Origin of the sequence: Sphaerochaeta halotolerans (genome assembly GCF_003429665.1) — a bacterium.
In the GTDB taxonomy this organism is placed as follows: Bacteria; Spirochaetota; Spirochaetia; order Sphaerochaetales; family Sphaerochaetaceae; genus Sphaerochaeta; species Sphaerochaeta halotolerans.
The window spans coordinates 1-18,278 of record NZ_QUWK01000002.1; the positions used below are offsets into that span (position 1 = coordinate 1).

Here is an 18,278-nt window from a genome sequence, read left to right on the forward strand (position 1 = left end):
AGGTTCCCGTTCTCACAAAGGAGAGCCAGTGTCCCCTTCACCGTCCGTACCTGGTAGTGAAGCTTGAGCAGCATGATGCCCAGTATCGGCAGCAGGTCGTAGCCGAGCCTTCCCCTGCGGTGGCTCCTCTGCAACCTGTGCAATTCGTCGCAAGTGAGCAGGGATTGCACCCCTTGGAAGAAGCTGAGGAACTCATTCTCACGCTCGCTCGGTCTGCGGAAAAGGCAGGGTGAAAAGTCTTCATGGGAGAAGAGCAGGGATTGAAGAACCAGGGGGGTTGGTGTAGTATGGTGCATAAGAAGGACCTCTTTTGTTTGTTTTGTGTAGTAACTAAACAGTAACAGAAAAAGGTCCTTTTTTCTATATCCATCATGCAATTATCAGTAAAAACAAGACAGAGCTCTGTCAGTCACATGAGCCAGTAGCAGGTATGGGGTATGTGAGTGGTGGTTTTGTATGTTTATGCATTACGAGGTTCTTGAAAACCTATTTTGCAATTGGCTCTTTACATTTCTAAATTCACAGACTTTGGGTAATTCGATTGGAAACCGGCAGGAAGCTTTCAATGCTCTGGAATCCTGGGGGGTGGTGAGCTTTTGGAGCACGGATGTCTGCAAACTCTTTTAGAGACCGTCGGCAAAGATTTTCGAAAAATTCCCGCTGCATCCCTCACCAACCCGACAGCTAACGGTTATCTCAGAGATTGAACAATACAACAAGCAAACCAGAAAGGCCTTGCTGTCCAAGCTCCATTCCATGGAACCGGTGGACTTTGAAGATGTGGTTTCCCGCCTGCTTACTGCTATGGGCTTTGAGATGGTTGAAGTTACAAGGTATAGCGGAGATGGAGGAATTGATGTTCGGGGTGTCTTGGTGATCGGTGATGTGGTAAGGATGAAGATGGCTGTCCAGGCAAAGCGTTGGAAGTACCATGTGCAGGCACCTGCTGTACAGCAAATGAGAGGGTCCCTTGGGGCCCATGAACAAGGACTGATTATCACCACGAGTGATTTCAGCAAAGGTGCTAAGAATGAGGCCATCCAAACAGACAAGACACCCATTGCACTCATGAATGGGGAACAGTTGGTTACCTTATTGATGGAGTATTCAATTGGTGTAAAAAGCACACCACAGGTCTTGTTTGATCTTGAGGACGGTTCATTGTGTTCTCAGTAAGAATAGATGGATTAGTGTCTAATCGATGACTCACGTTTGTGAGAGATAATACTCTATGGTTACAGTATCTTCCAAGTGCCAGTAATTGATGCAGTTATATGGATGATAGATCAGCTATGAATTATGAGGGTCAATATTTAGGCATTCCAGGAAGGAAGAAATCGTGTAATGGGACCGACGGTTTCTTTCCTTGATCGCAAAAGAGTGGATCAACAAAGAAAACGCCGATGTAATGCGCATCTCAGTCAGAACGGTCTAGGGGTACGTTTCCCCGGTTTGATGGATGACCGAAGGCTTTGGGAGGATTATTTTTGCTTTCCTTCTTTTCACTACGATTTGCTGTCTTTGACCGATCAATAGGCCGATATGGAAAAATTCTGGCAATGATATGGGCATCCATTACCTTTTGTTGAACTATTGGATAATTCTTTGATATTGTATATTGATTTTCTTGTCTTTTTGGCTCAAATTATTGAATGGGACTGAAATAGAAAATTCTAATTCAAGAAACCATATCTACCCTGCTATATAGTAGGTCGTACAAGGAGAATGAAATGGCTACCATTAAACATACTGCAGGTCGCATGGCACTTTCGACCGGAATCGATTATGCAATCAAGCGTGTTCAAAAAGATCCCGTCAATGGACTTCTGGACATGGTGGAGATGATTGAGAAATATATGCCATCTACCAAGCACGATGCAGTGTATACGAAAACAGGGAATGCATTCTCTAATTTTCGGCGTTTCGTGGAGGATCCTTCCTCCAAGTGGGTTCGATATGGTACCTCGCTGTTCACGGATATCGATTCGAAGGTCATGAAATCCTTGATTTTGAATCTCGGTTATGAGGCAGGATACAGCGGATTGGAAAAGACTAGGACACTCCGGGACAAGTATCAGTCAAATTTCCCGTGGATCATCCTGTTTGACCCGACCAGCGCCTGCAACATGCACTGCACCGGATGCTGGGCTGCGGAGTATGGTCATACAAAAAGCCTAACCTACCAGCAGATGGATGACATTGTGAATCAGGGTAAGGAGCTAGGTACCTATTTTTACATGATGACTGGCGGTGAACCTTTGGTACGTAAAGCTGACATTGTCAGACTTGCCAGAGACCATAAGGACTGCACCTTCGGCATTTTTACCAATGGCACATTGGTGGATGAGAAATTTTGCGACGATATGAAGGAAGTGGGGAATATCTTTCTCAATATCAGTCTCGAAGGATTTTCCGAGGAGAATGACTCAAGGCGAGGCGAAGGCAATTTCGACATGGTTCTGAAGGCAATGGACATGCTGAAAGCCAAAAAGCTACTCTATGGTACGTCAATCTGCTATACTAGCAAGAATTATAAGAGTGTTGTTTCTGATGATTTCCTTGATCTCCTAATCGAAAAAGGTTGCAAGTTCTCTTGGTACTTCCACTATATGCCTGTTGGCAACAATGCGTCTCCTGACCTGCTCTTGACACCGAATCAACGTGCTTATATGTATAAGAGAATCCGCGAGATACGCGAAATGGACAATCCAAAACAAATATTTCCGCTAGATTTCCAAAATGACGGAGAATTTGTCCATGGTTGTATCGCAGGTGGGAAAAACTATTTGCACATCAATGCGAACGGCGATGTAGAACCATGCGTGTTCATCCATTATTCGACCGCCAATATCAAGGAAGTTTCTCTGCTCGAGTCGTTGCAGCAACCGTTGTTCAAGGCATATTATAAAAACCAAGCGTTCAATGAAAATCACCTTCGGCCATGTCCGATGCTTGAGAATCCTGGATTTCTGGCGAAGATGGTCAAGGAATCCGGCGCAAAATCAACTGATCTCGAATCGCCTGAAGATGTCGACCATCTGTGCGGAAAGTGCACCGAATATGCAAAGGAATGGGCTCCAGTTGCAAATGAACTGTGGAACACTTCCCAGAAAGTCAAGGCCGAAAAGCTTGCCGCCCGAGAGGCGGAGGCTAAGAGTTTTGCACAAGATGCATAACTTTCCATACTTGTCTGATAGTCATTGTTCGAGACCAGCTCATTCCCCAACGGAGCGAGAGGAAAGGAATCAGCATGATGGTTCCTCTCTGGAGCGAGTTCCGGGAAAACAAGGTGAGATACCCCGTCCCTTGGGGCGGGAAAGGAGGCAACGCCTCCTGAGTCCATGGCTTGCCCTGGGGTATTGATACCTTTCATTTGAAGATGAAATGACGCTACTAGAGCTTTCCTATTTCAAAGTCTGGGATAAGGAGTATCTGAGTAGCCGTTATGGTTTTATTCAATAATTGATGATCCATGAACTACATTGAGCACGTTACCTATCTTGCTCATACTCCGTGTAAGGCGAAAAGAATCTAGGAAAAGACATCTACAGATTTATGGTTGACATGTCTTTTCTGCATGCCCATACTATCGTTGTAGGGCAGGAGTCCTACTCATTGCTGGCAAGACCAGTAGTGATTGCGATGATGCAGGGATTGGGCCAAGATACAGTGCCTGCTGAGCTGTGAAGGGTTTGTACGTACCGCACCTTGGTTGTAGGAAGTGGTGCCGAAAGGTGGTGCTTACCGAAAGAAACGTACTTCTTGTTGAACCTGAAACTTTGTCTTCTGGTTTTTTTGTTAACCAAAAGAAATCGCTGATTAGCTTAGGCTGGTTCAGCGGCAAAGCAGCCCCTAAGACAACGAAACCTCCCTGCATTGCAAGGAGGTTTTGTCTTTGGGCCCAGTAGGACTTGAACCTACGACCCACGGATTATGAGTCCGATGCTCTAACCAACTGAGCTATAGGCCCTAAAGCTGTATGTAATCTAAAGGATTTTTGCAAGAATGTAAAGAATCTTTTCGTTGATATCGGTTAGTCTTATTTATTGTGCTGAAAGCCATGCTTTTCCTTGGAAATAAATTGTGCCCATGCTACTATTACCGTACTTGGGAGAAGGAGACAATGAGTAAGAAGTATAGAGTGGTATTATGCTTGATTATGCTTATACTGTCTTCCCATAGTGCCTTTGCTTCCTGGAGTTTTACCTATGACAGTTGGGAAGGGCATCCAAGAATAGGCTCTTCCTTAGTCCCAACCGGTATCCGCTCTGGCGTTACCGGAGACTTGGACCCAATCTTCTCTGGTTGGGAAACAGACCTTGTCCTCTTAGCCAAAGCAGGCTTTCATGAAAGAGTCCTCTGGCAACACCCTGTGAATGGCTCACTTCTCTCTAGTTCCCCTCTCTTGTTTGACCTCCTCCAATTCGACTGGACCATAGGAGTCAAACAAAGCCTTGGTTCCAAGCAAAACATCTTTTTGGGGTACCGAGGCTCCTATGAACAAGCATTGGACTCCATGATAGAAGGCGATGTATTGGACAGCGGAACAGTCCTGGGCATTAACCCTTGGTTCTCCTCCTATGGAGGAAACACCCTCTATGGAGCACTCTCAGGAATTGGAACGAGCTTGGTGCTCAACTATTATTACAACCGGCAAGAAGAACTTCTTGATGGCTTGGCCTTTGAAGGTACCCTCTTCTTAGGACCCAAGCTTCTGAATACCAATGCATCCTATGCTTCTCTCTCTGCCGAAGGAATAGGTTCTCTCCTGTTGTATGAAGAACTCGATGACAAGAAGCACAACCTTTATTCCATCATCCTCCGTAACAGTCTCCAGCTTACCTATACATTGGGCAGTCATATTCCCTTTTCTGTTTTAAAGGAGACCTCTCTTGGAAGCCTTGTCAGAGGATACGGCTATTGCCAGTACCCTTTGGACGGAGCATTGGCAAACCGGCTCTCCCTCTGCTTCAACGGACCAGAACCCTTTACCAAAGGCTTCTATCCCCGTCTTGTCCTCTTCTTTGATATTGGTTATGGCTTTGGACAGCTGGTAAACACTTCCATCTCTTCCCAGACGTTTCTCTCCAGCGCTGGGGTATCTGTTACCTACTCACTCCTTTCCTACATGGACATAGGTTACCAAATGGCATACCTTATAGTAGGGAGCAACCCCATGCAACCAGGGAAGACCATGGTAGGGGAGTTGATTGCCCATCTCCGTTACTAGGTAGGAGCAGTATGGAAATAGTTACACTTACTCTCAATGACAAAGAGTATCAGATAGAAAAGATTGGGATATGTCCTAATCCCGTATGTGACTGTGGCACCATTGAGTTTACGCTCGATGATGCAACTGTAGCCTTGGATGTCACAAGAAAAAGGTTTGTAGATAATCTAGGAGCGGAGAGAGAAATCTCCCAGAAGGTGGCAGAAACCCTGACCGATGAACAATGGGAGTTCTTGCTTTCTTGGTATCATGAACAGAAGAGTATCATAACTGATAACATTGAGGACTATGCTCAACTTTCGTATGACTTCTCACAAATTACCATTGAAGAAGGCAACATCTTTTATGATACAGTCTTTCCCAATGCAGATCCCTTTATGTTTGAGCATGAAGGCGCTTTATTCGCTGTAATCGATCAGTACTGCTTGAATCCTGAATGTTCTTGCAAGGAAGTTATTCTATCCTTCTATAAAGCAGAGGAAAACATTCAGCAGATGCCACTTATGAATTGCGTATTGGACTATCAGAAAGACCGCTTCCTTCCGCTTGAAGCCGGTGATACCCTTGACCGGAGGCTTATCGCTTCCTTCATGAAAGCCACACCACACTATGCTCGCATTTATAAAAAACGTCATGCCGGTCTTCGGCTGATGTTCATGAATTATCTACAAATGATTTTGTCTGAAGAAGAGGTTGAGAAAGATGTTCCTTTTATAGCTCCCCCTCGTGTCGGACGCAATGATCCATGTCCCTGTGGCAGTGGCAAGAAATTCAAGAAATGCTGTGGCGCAAACAGGTAATCATAGGGCAGGCATAGCAAACTTCCTATCAATCTCACGTAGCCGTAAACCAGGTGGATTATGCACTACACTGGGAACTGCCAGGATTGCCATAATCGGGTAGTGGAGAACTCCTGGTTATTGCCACAAATGAGGGGCTGGACATACCGACCGCCTTTGCAAGGTCGCCCAAAGACAACACACGGCGTCCTGTATGCTTGTGTTATCGGTACGGATTGTCCTCACTCTTCTTCAACACATTGCTCTCGGAGAATCCCAATGCTGAGAGTGCCTGCATTGTCCTTTGCAGCTGATAGGCAGGGATCCACCGGACAGTAAGTCGTACTGCCTTGCTCTCGGGGAGTTGCTCCGCATAAGGCTTCAGCCCTGCGTTGAGCAGTCTGTCATACTGTGTATAGGCGGTAAGCAGGGAAGAGTAAGCGCCAACCTGGATCTGGTACCACCCGGTATCACCAGCCCGCTTGTATTTTGACTCTGGAATCTCAGGCTCAAAGATCAGCGTCAGTTCAACATTGGCAACACCTGCTTCGAGCATATCGATCTGTTCTGCGGCTGCTGGGGTCAGGTCGATGATCCTTCCATCAACATATGGCCCCCTGTCATTGATCCTGACATCGACACTCCGCCCATTCTTCTTGTTGGTCACCCTGACGATGGTGCCGAACTTCAAGCTTTTATGGGCGGCCGAAAGGCTGGTAGGGTCGAATGTTTCCCCATTGGCTGTAAGGCTCTCGCTCTTGTCACTGGTGTACCAAGAAGCTATCCCTTTCTCTATCACCGTTCCTGGTTCAAACTTCGCTTCCTCTTCCGCAAAGAGGAAACTTGAGCAAAGAAGCAGTACCACTAGCAAAGCCATCAATCGTTTCATACTCAAGAGTATACGCTCTCGCTCTTTGTTTTGGCAACCAGCAGTTGAACTGATGTCAGTGTTTCACTATAATCGACGGTTATGAGCGAAAAGAACGTATCTACACATTGGGCGGATATATACGCCGACAAGATTATTCGTGAGAAAGGGGAGAAGGAACGCTATACCTGTGCTTCCGGCATTACTCCTTCTGGCACAGTCCATATAGGAAACTTCCGGGAGATCATCTCGGTTGAACTGGTGGTGAGAGCTCTTCGTGAGAAAGGGAAAAACGTCCGGTTCATCTACAGCTGGGACGACTATGACGTATTCCGGAAAGTTCCCAAGAACATGAGAGATCCAGAGATGCTTGCCACCTACCTCCGAAAGCCCATTACCCTCGTTCCCGATACCCTTGGGCGGGCTGAGAACTATGCACGTGGCAACGAGCTGGATGTAGAGCGCATTCTTCCCACTGTCGGGGTGGAGCCTGAGTACATCTACCAGGCAGAGCGGTACCGCGCAGGTGAGTACGCTGAAGGTATGCGTCTCGCCCTGGAGAAACGTGATGAGATTCGCGCCATCCTGAATGAGTTCCGCACTGAACCGTTGGAAAAGAATTGGTGGCCTATTTCGGTCTTCTCCAACTTCACCGACAAGGATACCACCACCGTACTCGATTGGGACGGAGCGTGGAACATCACCTACCGGGATGATGAAACCGGTCAGACGGAAACCGTCGACCTCAGAACCACCAGCTGTGCCAAGTTGCCGTGGCGAATTGACTGGCCGATGCGTTGGGCACATGAACAGGTGGACTTTGAACCTGCAGGGAAGGACCACCACAGTGAAGGCGGTTCCTTCGACACCTCCCGTAAGATGGTCCGGGTATTTGGTGGGGAAGCACCTGTTTCTTTCCAGTACGACTTCATCAGCATCAAAGGGCGTGGTGGAAAGATCTCGTCCTCCAGCGGCGAAGTCGTCTCACTTTATGATGTCCTGGAAGTCTATACTCCTGAGGTGACACGCTACATGTTCGCCGGAACCCGGCCGAACACAGAGTTTGCCATCTCCTTCGACCTCGATGTCCTGAAGATCTACGAGGACTATGACACCTGTGAACGAATCTATTTCGGCCTGCAGGAAGTAAATGAGAAGCGCAAGGCAAAAGAGAAGCGGATCTATGAGCTCAGTCAGGTACATGGCATTCCCTCTGAGCCTAGCTACCAGATTCCATTCCGCCACCTCTGCAACCTCTTGCAGCTCCATGAAGGGGATATTGAAAGGGCAATTTCAACCTTGGACGAGATGACCGACAGCCAGAGGGACAGACTCAGAGAGCGCTGCAAGTGTGCCTGGAACTGGATCACCACCTTTGCCCCTGAGGATTTCAAGTATCGCCTGTCCAATGAGAACGACCCTTTGGTTGAACTCACAGACCAGGAACTGGCTGCTGTACACGCCCTGCGGGAAGTGGTAAAGGTCATGGACCAGATTGAGAACAAAGAGTACACCACTCGCCTCTATGACTCGGCAAAGGACAACGGTTTGGACACCGGAGCATTTTTCAAGCTTATCTATCGCATTATGATCGGGAAAGACCAGGGACCAAAGCTTGGACCTTTCCTCCAGACCTGTGGCAAGGAGAAGGTGCTTTCCATCCTGGAACGCTACTAAGTTCGTTGGATTTTTGTTGGGCAGGGAGCTTTCTGGGCTCCCTGTTTGCCGTTATGAGACCAGAGACAAAGGAGTTTTAGATGAACGTTTTGATGATTAACACCAGCCCCCATGAGAAAGGTTGTACCAATCGTGCACTACAAGAGGTGGCATCAGTGTTGCACACGTGGAATATTGACAGTGAGATTCTCTGGATCGGTAAGGGGCCCTTGCATGGATGTGTCGACTGTAAATACTGCTTCAAGCATGGCTCATGTGCGTTTACCGATGATTCGGTCAATGAAACTGCAAAGAAGGCTGTTGAAGCAGATGCCTTGGTCCTTGGTTCAGCGGTGCACTATGCCTCTGCAGCGGGGGCCGGTAGTGCCTTCCTTGATCGATTGTTCCGTGTTGCCTCAAAGCAGATGGCACTCAAGCCAGGAGCAGCGGTGGTCTCCTGTAGACGGGGTGGAGCAAGTACTACCTTCGATCAATTGAACAAGTACTTCACTATCAGCCAGATGCCGGTGGTCTCTTCCACGTACTGGAACAGCGTACATGGCAATACTGTCCAGGAGGTGGAGCAGGACTTGGAAGGATTGCAGGTCATGCGTTATCTGGGGGCGAACCTCGCTTGGTTGCTCTCCTGCATCGATGCAGGAAAGGACTCAGTGAAGAAGCCCGTTCCAGAAAAACGCATTGCCACCAACTTCATCCGCTAGCGGAGGATCCTGTCCAGGATGATGGAGTTGTTTCTCCACTTGTCCTGGGCTTTGACCCGAAGGTCGAGACGGAGTTTCTTCCCGGGAAAGATCTGGCGGATCTCAGGCTCCGCACCCTTTCGGATTTTCGCGATGCCTGCTCCGCGCTTACCCACCACAATTCCCTTCTGCGTATCACGTTCCACGACGATGAACGCCCTCACCCAAACTGTGTTGTTTTCTTCGCTGTATTCAATGTCGGCAATCTCGACATAGATGGCATGAGGAATCTCCTCAGTCACCAAGTTGATCGCCTTCTCTCGGATGATCTCACTGATGCGGAACTCAAGGTTCTGGTCGGTGTATGCGTCAGCAGGGTAGAGCAGTTCTCCTTCCGGTGCATGCTTGAACAGCTCGATGAGGATTTCATCGACCCCTTCATCAAGTTTTGCAGAAGCTCCTAGTACCGTCTTCCCAGGTAGCATCTCTTCAAGAAACGCTTGGGCATCGGCTAGCTCCTGTTCCTTGAGAATGTCGGTCTTGTTGATGACGCAGATGACCGGAGTCTTCAACTTGGCAATATGGGAGGCAAGGGCTTTCTCCTCTTCTCCTGCACTGCGTTTTGCATCCAGGAGGTAGAGAACTGCATCATTCTCTTCAAGGGTCCTCAAGGCAGTTTCCTGCAGTCGCTTGTTCAACGTTTTTTCACTGAGGTGGAAACCAGGTGTATCAGTGAAGATCAACTGGCCTCGCTCGTCTGTATAGATACCCCTGATTGCATTTCTGGTAGTCTGTGGGGTACTGGCGGTAATGGAGACCTTCATCTCACAAATTGTATTGAGCAGGGTGCTCTTTCCAGCTGATGGTCTGCCGATAATGGCAACCGTAGCACATTTCATACACTGTTCTCCTAATAGCTTCAGTATACTGATTCACATCCTTTCTGCCTACATCCCCTCTTTCTTGCCTGCTATGCCTTTGCAAGAATGAGAGTATGTGTGTATACTTGCTTTGATGTTCTGCATCAAAACCAGTTTGAGTGAGGGGCCCATGCCACAAGAAGAAGAAAAAAAGCCTGCAACGCAGGATCCACAGATACAGGAAAAACTCCTAAAAACCCGTTCCATCATTCTCTCAGGAGAGATTGACAAGGAGAGCGCAGAGTCGGTTATCAAGCAGATGCTCATTCTTGAAGGTGAGAGCAGTGAACCGATTAAGATTTTCATCAACAGCCCCGGTGGGGATGTCGATGCAGGCTATGCAATCTTCGATATGGCGCGTTTCATCAATGCCCCCGTCACCATGGTCGGAATGGGTTTGGTGGCAAGTGCTGCTGCCTTGGTCCTTCTGGCTGTTCCCAAAGAACAGCGTATTGCACTTCCCAACTCCACCTATCTGATCCACCAACCGATGAGCGGTATGAGAGGAGTTGCAACTGACATTGAAATTCACGCTCTGCATCTGGAAAAACTGCGAGAGAAACTCGACAAACTTATAGCACAAGAAACAGGCAAGAGCTTGGAGGAAGTGCGTAACGATACCGAACGGGATCATTGGCTTAGTGCAGATGAAGCACTCAGCTATGGTCTAGTCAGCAGAATTATTACACAACGGAGTGAATTGTAAGTACTCATGCCCAAGACAAGATTCCTCAGTGAAAAGGAAAAAACACTGGGAAGAAAACACATGTATCGCCAAGAGCTGTATAACGGAATAGCCTACAGCCTCCTCGGCGATACAATTGTGTATTTGCTCGCTATCTATTTCGGCGCCAGCAACATCGCCTTGGGGTATATCGCTTCTGCAAGCTATATTGCAGGAATTGTGCTACCCTTTGTCCCTCAGATTTTCAAGGGAAGAAACCAGATAAAGGTACAGTCCTTAGTCTGGATTCTCCGTGGACTTGTCTCCTTCGGGTATCTTGGACTGTTCTTCCTCAGCGGAGACTGGGCGGTGATTCTCCTGCTCTCTGTTTACACCCTCTTCAATGTGTTCAGGATGATCGGCATTGCCCTCAATGACTCCACACTTAAGAATATCAGCAGCATTGCCAACCGTGGCAAGGTCGTTGCAAATGTAAATACAGCCTACCAGAGTTCCTCTCTGGTGGTACGATGTATCTCAGCCTTGGTGCTAAGCATACAGCGTTTCAGTGGATTGGTTGGCCTGGTGAGCATGCAGATCCTTGGCGTGTTGGTGAACTTCATGGCGAGCTATGAAATGGCACGCATCCCCAGCCGCAGTACTGTTGATTACAAGAAGGGGAGAGGGGTGTTCGTTCTCCTCAAGGAAGCGATGAAGCAAGCAGCTTTCAGTAGGAGGCTCTACCTGAGATGGCTGTCCACCGCTGTGGCAGTTGTCTTTGCCCTTACCACTCCATTCCTTCGCGTCGAGCTTGGTCTTTCCAACTCCCTGGTTGTTGTTTACTCGGTAGTTCTGGGACTCTCGGTCATGGCGGCGAGCTTCGTCAGCAAGCAGTTCTCTGACCGCTTGGGAAGCCGACCTCTGGTGCTTTTCTCCTCAATCTTCTCCCTCTTCTTTTTCATGGCATGGGCTTTGATCACCCCAGAGGCAAACCCCGTCTGGTTCTTTGTCCTTGGTTTCTTTACCAACTTTTTTATTGCCCTGATCGGTATGCTTGTCTATCGGTTGATCACCCAGGTGATGCCTGATGATGAGACGGTTGCATTCAACTCGATGGTCAATTTCTTTGTTGCCATCATAGCTTTCTTTGTTGGCTTGATCAGTGGACTGTTAGGGGATCTGGGACACATTTCCAGGGACTTGTTCGTGGTCAATGGAATAGCTGCAGGAAATGGATACACCTTGGTGTTTCTCTTTGCCATCGGGCTCACTGCTGTGGAAATCCTGGTTGCTTCCCGGCTGCAGGAGTACGGCGCATACAGCTCACAACAGGCAGCACAGGTCATTTTCAGTATGCATGGACTCAGGGCAGTCTCCATGATTGAGAAGCTTGAGAGGACCCGTGACCCTGCCAAACGTAAATTCCTGATGCTCTCCCTTGGGGGGAACCTGAATAATCTTGCCACCAGTGAACTTCGTTTGATTCTTAGGAGTCCCTTCTCCCCCGATAAACGGGATGCAGTGAGGGCTCTCGGTGACCGACCGAGAAAAGCATTGCTCGATGACCTGATCATGGTTGCACAGGATGATGACTCATACGTACAGCTTGATGCCATCGCTTCGCTCGGTGCGTACAGAAAGGAAGAGAAAGCGAAGAATGCTTTGGTCAACTTGATGCTGCACGGGAGGTGGTCTTCGGTACGTTCTATGGCCAGCAAATCGCTCGCCCACATAACCGAAGGCACTGAGTATCTTCCCTTGGTCAATGAACTGAGCCATTCAGCGAAGCATATTGATGAGATTATTGACTATCTCATCGCCAAGCGATTCATGGACAAGGAAGGAACATTCTACCAAGAGTTCTTCATCTCAGTAGAGCAAGGGCGTAGTGCCACCTTCCGGCAGACCCGCTACGCGGTCATTGCAACATTCCTGAAGTTTGGCTCGCCCCGCCTTTCTCTTCTGTATGAGCAGATGAATCTGGGCTCTCCCAAGGATTTTCTCTCCCCATTCCTCTCAGAGGCAAGGGATTTGCATCAGATCGACCAAGCCTACAAGACGGTACTTTCCTACTTTGAAAAGAAGGATTGGGAGTCGCTTAGGTCTTTCTGCATGGATATTCTTGAGAGTAGTGATGTTTCCTTCGACCCCTGTTTTGAGAATCTCAAGCAAGGGTTGCTCAAAGCGAAGGAGATGGATATCGAGGCTTTTGACGAACAGGATGCAGTGGCCATGCTCTACTTCAGTTATTCTTTAGGGAAGAACGCACAGAACTGAAGCAATGGTGAAACATTGCGCACTTATAGGGCATGATAGTCTTATTGCTCAGTATTTTTATCCTCTTGTTCTCTGGTTGTGATGCAACCATCTCCCCTGACGAAAAGACGTTTGCTGTGCTCTCATACAACGTACAAAATCTCTTTGACGCAACACTCGAAGGCTCTGAATACGAGGAGTACCAAGACCCCGATAGCTGGGATGAAGGCTCCTATCGCCTTCGACTCAAGACACTCTCAAACGTCCTCCTGGACCCTTCTCTTGCGTTACCGGACATTATTGTGCTGCAAGAAGTAGAAGGTTCTCCTGTTGTGCATGATCTTTTGTCCTACCATCTCTCCCGGAGGGGATACCGATGGTATGCCGTCAGCAAAGGAGAGGAGAGTCCCATCGCCGTGGCCATAATCAGTAGACATCCTGTCTCCAATGCTGTTGTACATGCTGCCCCTGGGTGTCGGCCGTTCCTGGAAGCGACCGTCGAAACCAGCAGGGGAGATGTGGTGGTTTTTGCTCTGCATGCAAAGAGCAGAATTGGAGGGGATGAGGAGACCGAAGCAAGACGGATTGCGCTTTCTGGGGCTCTCACCCAGGCGGCAAAGAATCATGAAGGAACGCTGACCCTGCTCTGTGGAGACTTCAATGAGAATCCTGATGCTGTATGGGGCTCTGAGGGAAGGCAGACCGCCTTGGTGGATATTTCCCACCCTGAGAGCAGTCAATTCATACAGAGCGGCTCCCTTGCAGTTACCGGTGATCAGGAAAAGGTTGGACCGTCCCGTTGGTATACGCCCTATTTGGATGCACAGTACGAGTTTCTCTCTCCTTCCGGCAGTTGCTGTTGGACAGGGCAGTGGCTTCGCTATGACCTGATACTCTCCAATGGCTATCTCTTTGATGGATTGGGTTGGGAGTATGATGCATTCTCCATCTGTGCACTTCCATCCCTACTGAATAGTGATGGGACTCCAAATGCATGGGACTTGGGGATAAAAAATGGGGTCAGCGACCACCTTCCAGTATTGCTGACCCTCACTCGGCGTTAGAAGCCTCAACTATTTTTGGGGAACTTCAATTCGTAGAAAATCTGTTCCAGCTCCAGGGCAATGTTGATGTTGTGGACCACTGGAGCACGTCCATCTTCCTGCTTCTGGGACTTGAGGGTGATGGGGCTGAAGTTGAGGATTCCCATGACGCCTGCTGCGAGCAGACGCTCATAGCTGTCCTGTGCAGCCTGCTCAGGTACCGTGATGATACCTGCGGTTACCTCGAGAGCCTCAACAACCTCATCGATCCTACTGATGGGGTAGACGGGGACTGGGTGAGACGCATCGCTGTAGACCAATGGATCGCTGTCAAAGCCTGCCACTATCCTGATGCCATCGGGTTCAAACCCATTGTAGTGCATCAGGGCTTTCCCGATTCTTCCACATCCAACGATGATGCAGTTCTGGCTGTCCCCTTTTCCAAGAATCTCTCCAAGCCCTTTGAGCAGATCATGGATTTCATACCCACCGCGTTTTTGGCCATGAATGCCCAACTGGGAAAAGTCTTTGCGTACAATGGCGGCTGAAACGCCTGCTGCATCGGCAAGGTTGTGGGCAAACACTTTCTCAAGTCCGATGGTCTTGAGACGATTAAGGGAGCGATAGTATCTTGTGATCCGTACCAGCTGGTCATTGTTCATGGTAAAATCTCCTATTTATGTGAAATAATGTACATTAACTCGATAAAATGGTCAATATACTTAAATTAAAATCCTTTAACACCTTGAAAAAAAGAATTTACAAGGAAATAGATATGTACAAAATCTCCAGAAAAGTGTTAGGATACCACAAAACGTAAATTGGGTACTGGAGGTTACATGTCGGACATTAACAAAGTCACGTTCTCACCCGAATTGGTAGCATTCATCAAAGAATGGAAAACCAAACAGGGTAATCTCATTATGGTGCTCCACAAGGTACAGCAAGAACAAGGCTACATCTCCCGCGAAGCGGCAGATACAGTAGCTGAATTGCTTGATGTGCCTTTGGCAACCATCTGGGGTGTCATAACATTCTACCACTTCTTCAAGCTGACCAAGCCTGGCAAACACAATATTCAAGTGTGCATGGGAACGGCCTGCTATCTCAAGGGTGGTCAGGCGATCATTGACGAGTTGGATAAGCAACTGCATTTACCGGTAGGAGCAGTAACAGAAGATGGGAACTTCTCCTTGGAGGCAGTACGTTGTGTCGGTTGCTGCGGGCTTGCCCCGGTCATGACCGTTGGTGGAGAGGTTTTCGGTAAGGTCACCAAGGACCAAGTTGCCGGAATCATCGCGAAGTTCAGATAAAGGAGAGAGGTATCTCTCTATGCATATCTGCATCGATGACTATCTGTTGGATATCGTACAGAACTCGTTTGAGGCAGGCAGTTCCCTTGTGGAACTCACCTTTGCTGAGACGGGAACCAATCTTTTCTGTGAGATACGAGACAACGGAAAGGGAATGAATGCAGAGATCCAGAGACGTGTGCTGGACCCGTTCTATTCAGATGGGGAGAAGCACAAGAAGCGAAAGGTCGGACTGGGCTTACCGTTTCTATCTCAGGCATGCGATGCCTGCGATGGGACCTTTGCCCTGCAATCGGAAGAGGGGATTGGAACCACGGTTTCCTTCTCTTTCCGCCTGGACCACATAGATGCCCCTCCTATGGGGAATGTGGCTTCCACTTTCCTGGCACTACTCAGCCATCCTCTCTGTGAAGAGCTGGTGATTGAGCGGAGTTTGGAAACAGGGAAGGGCGGAGAGGCGTATACGCTTCGAAAAAGCGAGCTTGAAGCGGTCCTTGGACCATTTGAGACCAGCGGTACATTGGCACTGCTCAGGCAGTACCTTTCCTCTCAGGAGGAAGAGCTGGAACAGTACCGCGAAGAGAATTTGCTGGATATGCACAGAAGAAATACGTCACCTTCCAGACAACAGGAGATGTGAACATGGCTAAAATGACACTTGAAGAGCTGAGAAAGCTCCGTGAAAAGAAGCAGAATGAAATCCAGAAGCGCGATATCGAGGGCAAGGATGCCCGTATTATCGTTGGCATGGGGACCTGTGGTATTGCAGCCGGTGCAAAGCCGGTACTTGATACCTTTTTAGAAGTCCTCGACGAGAAGAAAATAGACAATGTCTCGGTCACCCAGACCGGATGCATGGGACTGTGCTATGTGGAGCCGACCATCGAGGTTATCGTTCCCGGTATGCCCGATGTCATCTATGGGAAGGTGGATGTAGAGACGGCACGCAAGATAGTTGAGCAGCATATTATCGGGAAGCAGCTGGTAACCGACCATATGTTCGATCGTCCTGCAGCTGACATCATCAAGAAGGATGGGGGTAAATAATGGCGTTCAGAAACTACATTTTGGTCTGTGGAGGAACAGCGTGTGAATCGAGCCGCGCGGACCAGATTTACCAGAACCTCTTAGAAGAGTGCAAGGCTCAGGGAGTTGCGGACGAGGTACAGATTGTAAAGACCGGATGTTTCGGTTTTTGTGAGCAGGGACCGATTGTAAAGATCTTGCCAGAAGACTCCTTCTACGTGAAAGTTAAACCCGAAGATGCAAAAGAGCTTATCAGTGAGCACATCATCAAGGGCCGTGAAGTCACCCGACTGTTGTATGACAAAGAAGCAAGCAGAAAGAATGCAAAGGTAGAGGATATCAAATTCTACCAGAAGCAGTTCAGGATTGTGCTTCGCAACTGTGGATTCATTGATCCAGAAAATATTGACGAATATATTGCCCGTGAAGGGTATCAGGGCTTGGAGAAGGCTCTCTTCGAGATGACAAGCGAGGATATCATCGAAGAATTGAAAACAGCAGGGCTCCGCGGTCGTGGAGGGGCTGGTTTCCCCACTTGGATGAAGTGGAACTTCTCCCGCCAGGCAGAAGATGACGTCAAGTACGTTGTCTGTAATGCGGACGAAGGTGATCCAGGTGCCTACATGGATCGCTCAACGCTCGAAGGTGACCCGCACAGCGTGCTTGAAGCAATGACCATCTGCGGGAAGGCGATTGGAGCAACGAGAGGTTTCATCTACATTCGCGCAGAGTATCCCTTGGCAATCCATCGTCTGGAGATTGCCATGCAGCAAGCTCGTGAATACGGTCTTCTTGGAGATAATATTTTGGGCAGTGGTTTTGATTTTGATATTGAGATCCGCCTTGGAGCCGGTGCATTTGTTTGTGGTGAAGAGACTGCACTCTTGCAGTCCATCGAAGGCAAGCGTGGTATGCCGCAACCCCGTCCTCCTTTCCCTGCTGTAAAGGGACTCTGGGGCAAGCCGACTGTCATCAACAACGTTGAGACATGGGCGAATATCCCTGTCATCCTTACCAAGGGGGGCAACTGGTTCAGCAAGATTGGAACTCCAGACAGCAGGGGAACCAAGGTCTTTGCCCTCACCGGCAAGATTCGCAACTCCGGTCTTGTGGAAGTCCCGATGGGCACCACCCTTCGTGAGATTGTCTACGACATCGGCGGTGGAATAGCCAACGACAAGAAGTTCAAGGCAGTACAGACAGGTGGTCCTTCCGGCGGTGTCATTACCGATGCTGATCTGGATACCCCGATTGATTTCGGTTCCTTGGTAAGGATTGGTTCCATGATGGGAAGCGGTGGTATGATCGTCATGGATGAGGATGACTGTATTGTAGACGTTGCAAAGTTCTATTTGAACTTCACTGTTGATGAATCCTGTGGAAAATGCGCACCGTGTAGAATCGGTGGCCGGTCCTTGACCAACATCCTGGAGAAGATTACCTCCGGAAATGGCACGTTGCAGGACTTGGATACACTGGAGACCATCGGCGAAGCAATGAGGAAGGGTTCCTTGTGTGCTTTGGGGCAGACTGCTCCCAATCCGGTCCTATCAACGGTCAAGCATTTCAAGGATGAGTACATAGCCCACATTGTGGACAAGAACTGTCCCAGTGGTACCTGCAAGAAGTTGGTCAGGTACTCGATCAATCCCGAGAAATGTAACGGTTGTACGGCTTGTGCACGAAAGTGTCCTGTCGCAGCAATCTCTGGCGGAAAAAAACAAGTTCACATCATTGACCAGTCCATCTGCAGCAAGTGTGGTGTATGTATGGAGACTTGTAAGTTTGGCGCCGTTGAAATCCACTAGGATCAGGTTAGGAG

At 48.6% G+C, this 18,278-nt stretch carries 18 protein-coding genes and 1 tRNA gene; 15 read left to right on the forward strand and 4 right to left on the reverse strand.

The window, feature by feature from the left end:
- From DYP60_RS14095 to DYP60_RS14605, 4 genes are all read left to right on the forward strand, one after another.
- A partial coding sequence (locus DYP60_RS14095; protein ID WP_165849463.1) for a hypothetical protein occupies positions 1-233 on the forward strand: 233 nt, incomplete at its 5' end.
- Between the two features lie 523 nt (positions 234-756).
- On the forward strand, positions 757-1,176 hold the full coding sequence (locus DYP60_RS01550; RefSeq protein WP_117329122.1) for a restriction endonuclease: 420 nt from the start codon (positions 757-759) through the stop codon (positions 1,174-1,176).
- A 554-nt stretch (positions 1,177-1,730) separates the two neighbouring features.
- The gene (locus DYP60_RS01555) at positions 1,731-3,176 is read left to right on the forward strand and encodes a radical SAM/SPASM domain-containing protein (protein WP_117329123.1); all 1,446 of its coding nucleotides are present in this window, start codon (positions 1,731-1,733) and stop codon (positions 3,174-3,176) included.
- Between the two features lie 388 nt (positions 3,177-3,564).
- Complete coding sequence (locus tag DYP60_RS14605; protein WP_276308950.1) at positions 3,565-3,687, forward strand: hypothetical protein; 123 nt, start codon at positions 3,565-3,567, stop codon at positions 3,685-3,687.
- Between the two features lie 209 nt (positions 3,688-3,896).
- Here DYP60_RS14605 and DYP60_RS01560 read toward each other — a convergent pair.
- Positions 3,897-3,970, reverse strand: a tRNA-Ile gene (locus DYP60_RS01560).
- A 153-nt stretch (positions 3,971-4,123) separates the two neighbouring features.
- Here DYP60_RS01560 and DYP60_RS01565 point away from each other — a divergent pair.
- On the forward strand, positions 4,124-5,230 hold the full coding sequence (locus DYP60_RS01565) for a BamA/TamA family outer membrane protein (RefSeq protein WP_117329124.1): 1,107 nt from the start codon (positions 4,124-4,126) through the stop codon (positions 5,228-5,230).
- An 11-nt stretch (positions 5,231-5,241) separates the two neighbouring features.
- The gene (locus DYP60_RS14500) at positions 5,242-6,030 is read left to right on the forward strand and encodes a YecA family protein (RefSeq protein ID WP_240622808.1); all 789 of its coding nucleotides are present in this window, start codon (positions 5,242-5,244) and stop codon (positions 6,028-6,030) included.
- Between the two features lie 202 nt (positions 6,031-6,232).
- On the opposite strand, the gene DYP60_RS01575 is transcribed toward DYP60_RS14500, so the two are convergent.
- Positions 6,233-6,898 carry a septal ring lytic transglycosylase RlpA family protein gene (locus DYP60_RS01575; protein WP_117329125.1) on the reverse strand — a complete coding sequence of 222 codons (666 nt, stop codon included), beginning with the start codon at positions 6,896-6,898 and terminating at the stop codon, positions 6,233-6,235.
- Positions 6,899-6,979: 81 nt separating this feature from the next.
- On the opposite strand from DYP60_RS01575, the gene lysS reads away from it, so the two are divergent.
- Together lysS and DYP60_RS01585 are read left to right on the forward strand one after the other, a co-directional pair.
- Positions 6,980-8,554 carry a lysine--tRNA ligase gene (gene lysS, locus DYP60_RS01580; RefSeq protein ID WP_117329126.1) on the forward strand — a complete coding sequence of 525 codons (1,575 nt, stop codon included), beginning with the start codon at positions 6,980-6,982 and terminating at the stop codon, positions 8,552-8,554.
- Positions 8,555-8,634: 80 nt separating this feature from the next.
- Positions 8,635-9,255: a flavodoxin family protein gene (locus DYP60_RS01585; RefSeq protein WP_117329127.1), complete on the forward strand. Its 621-nt coding sequence runs from the start codon at positions 8,635-8,637 to the stop codon at positions 9,253-9,255.
- Here the strand turns inward: DYP60_RS01585 and era are convergent.
- Positions 9,252-10,133, reverse strand: coding sequence for a GTPase Era (era, locus tag DYP60_RS01590; protein WP_117329128.1), 882 nt, complete (start codon positions 10,131-10,133; stop codon positions 9,252-9,254). The genes DYP60_RS01585 and era overlap by 4 nt on opposite strands.
- Before the next feature lie 151 nt (positions 10,134-10,284).
- On the opposite strand from era, the gene DYP60_RS01595 reads away from it, so the two are divergent.
- From DYP60_RS01595 to DYP60_RS01605, 3 genes are read left to right on the forward strand one after another with little or no spacing between them, the layout of a single operon-like run.
- Positions 10,285-10,860: an ATP-dependent Clp protease proteolytic subunit gene (locus tag DYP60_RS01595; protein WP_117329390.1), complete on the forward strand. Its 576-nt coding sequence runs from the start codon at positions 10,285-10,287 to the stop codon at positions 10,858-10,860.
- A gap of 6 nt (positions 10,861-10,866) precedes the next feature.
- Positions 10,867-13,095 (forward strand): MFS transporter, encoded by a 2,229-nt coding sequence (locus DYP60_RS01600; RefSeq protein ID WP_237446257.1) that lies wholly within the window; start codon positions 10,867-10,869, stop codon positions 13,093-13,095.
- 32 nt (positions 13,096-13,127) lie between these two features.
- Positions 13,128-14,138, forward strand: coding sequence for an endonuclease/exonuclease/phosphatase family protein (locus DYP60_RS01605; protein ID WP_117329129.1), 1,011 nt, complete (start codon positions 13,128-13,130; stop codon positions 14,136-14,138).
- A gap of 5 nt (positions 14,139-14,143) precedes the next feature.
- On the opposite strand, the gene DYP60_RS01610 is transcribed toward DYP60_RS01605, so the two are convergent.
- On the reverse strand, positions 14,144-14,779 hold the full coding sequence (locus tag DYP60_RS01610; RefSeq protein ID WP_117329130.1) for a redox-sensing transcriptional repressor Rex: 636 nt from the start codon (positions 14,777-14,779) through the stop codon (positions 14,144-14,146).
- 177 nt (positions 14,780-14,956) lie between these two features.
- Between DYP60_RS01610 and DYP60_RS01615 the strand changes: the two genes are divergently transcribed.
- From DYP60_RS01615 to DYP60_RS01630, 4 genes are read left to right on the forward strand one after another with little or no spacing between them, the layout of a single operon-like run.
- Complete coding sequence (locus tag DYP60_RS01615) at positions 14,957-15,430, forward strand: NADH-quinone oxidoreductase subunit NuoE family protein (RefSeq protein ID WP_117329131.1); 474 nt, start codon at positions 14,957-14,959, stop codon at positions 15,428-15,430.
- Between the two features lie 19 nt (positions 15,431-15,449).
- A complete protein-coding gene (locus DYP60_RS01620; RefSeq protein WP_117329132.1) occupies positions 15,450-16,070 on the forward strand; it encodes an ATP-binding protein in 621 nt (206 codons plus the stop codon).
- 2 nt (positions 16,071-16,072) lie between these two features.
- Complete coding sequence (locus DYP60_RS01625) at positions 16,073-16,477, forward strand: (2Fe-2S) ferredoxin domain-containing protein (protein ID WP_117329133.1); 405 nt, start codon at positions 16,073-16,075, stop codon at positions 16,475-16,477.
- Entirely contained in the window at positions 16,477-18,264 is a 1,788-nt protein-coding gene (locus DYP60_RS01630) for an NADH-quinone oxidoreductase subunit NuoF (protein WP_117329134.1), read from the forward strand. The genes DYP60_RS01625 and DYP60_RS01630 overlap by 1 nt, the downstream gene beginning before the upstream one ends.
- The last annotated feature ends 14 nt before the right edge of the window (positions 18,265-18,278 follow it).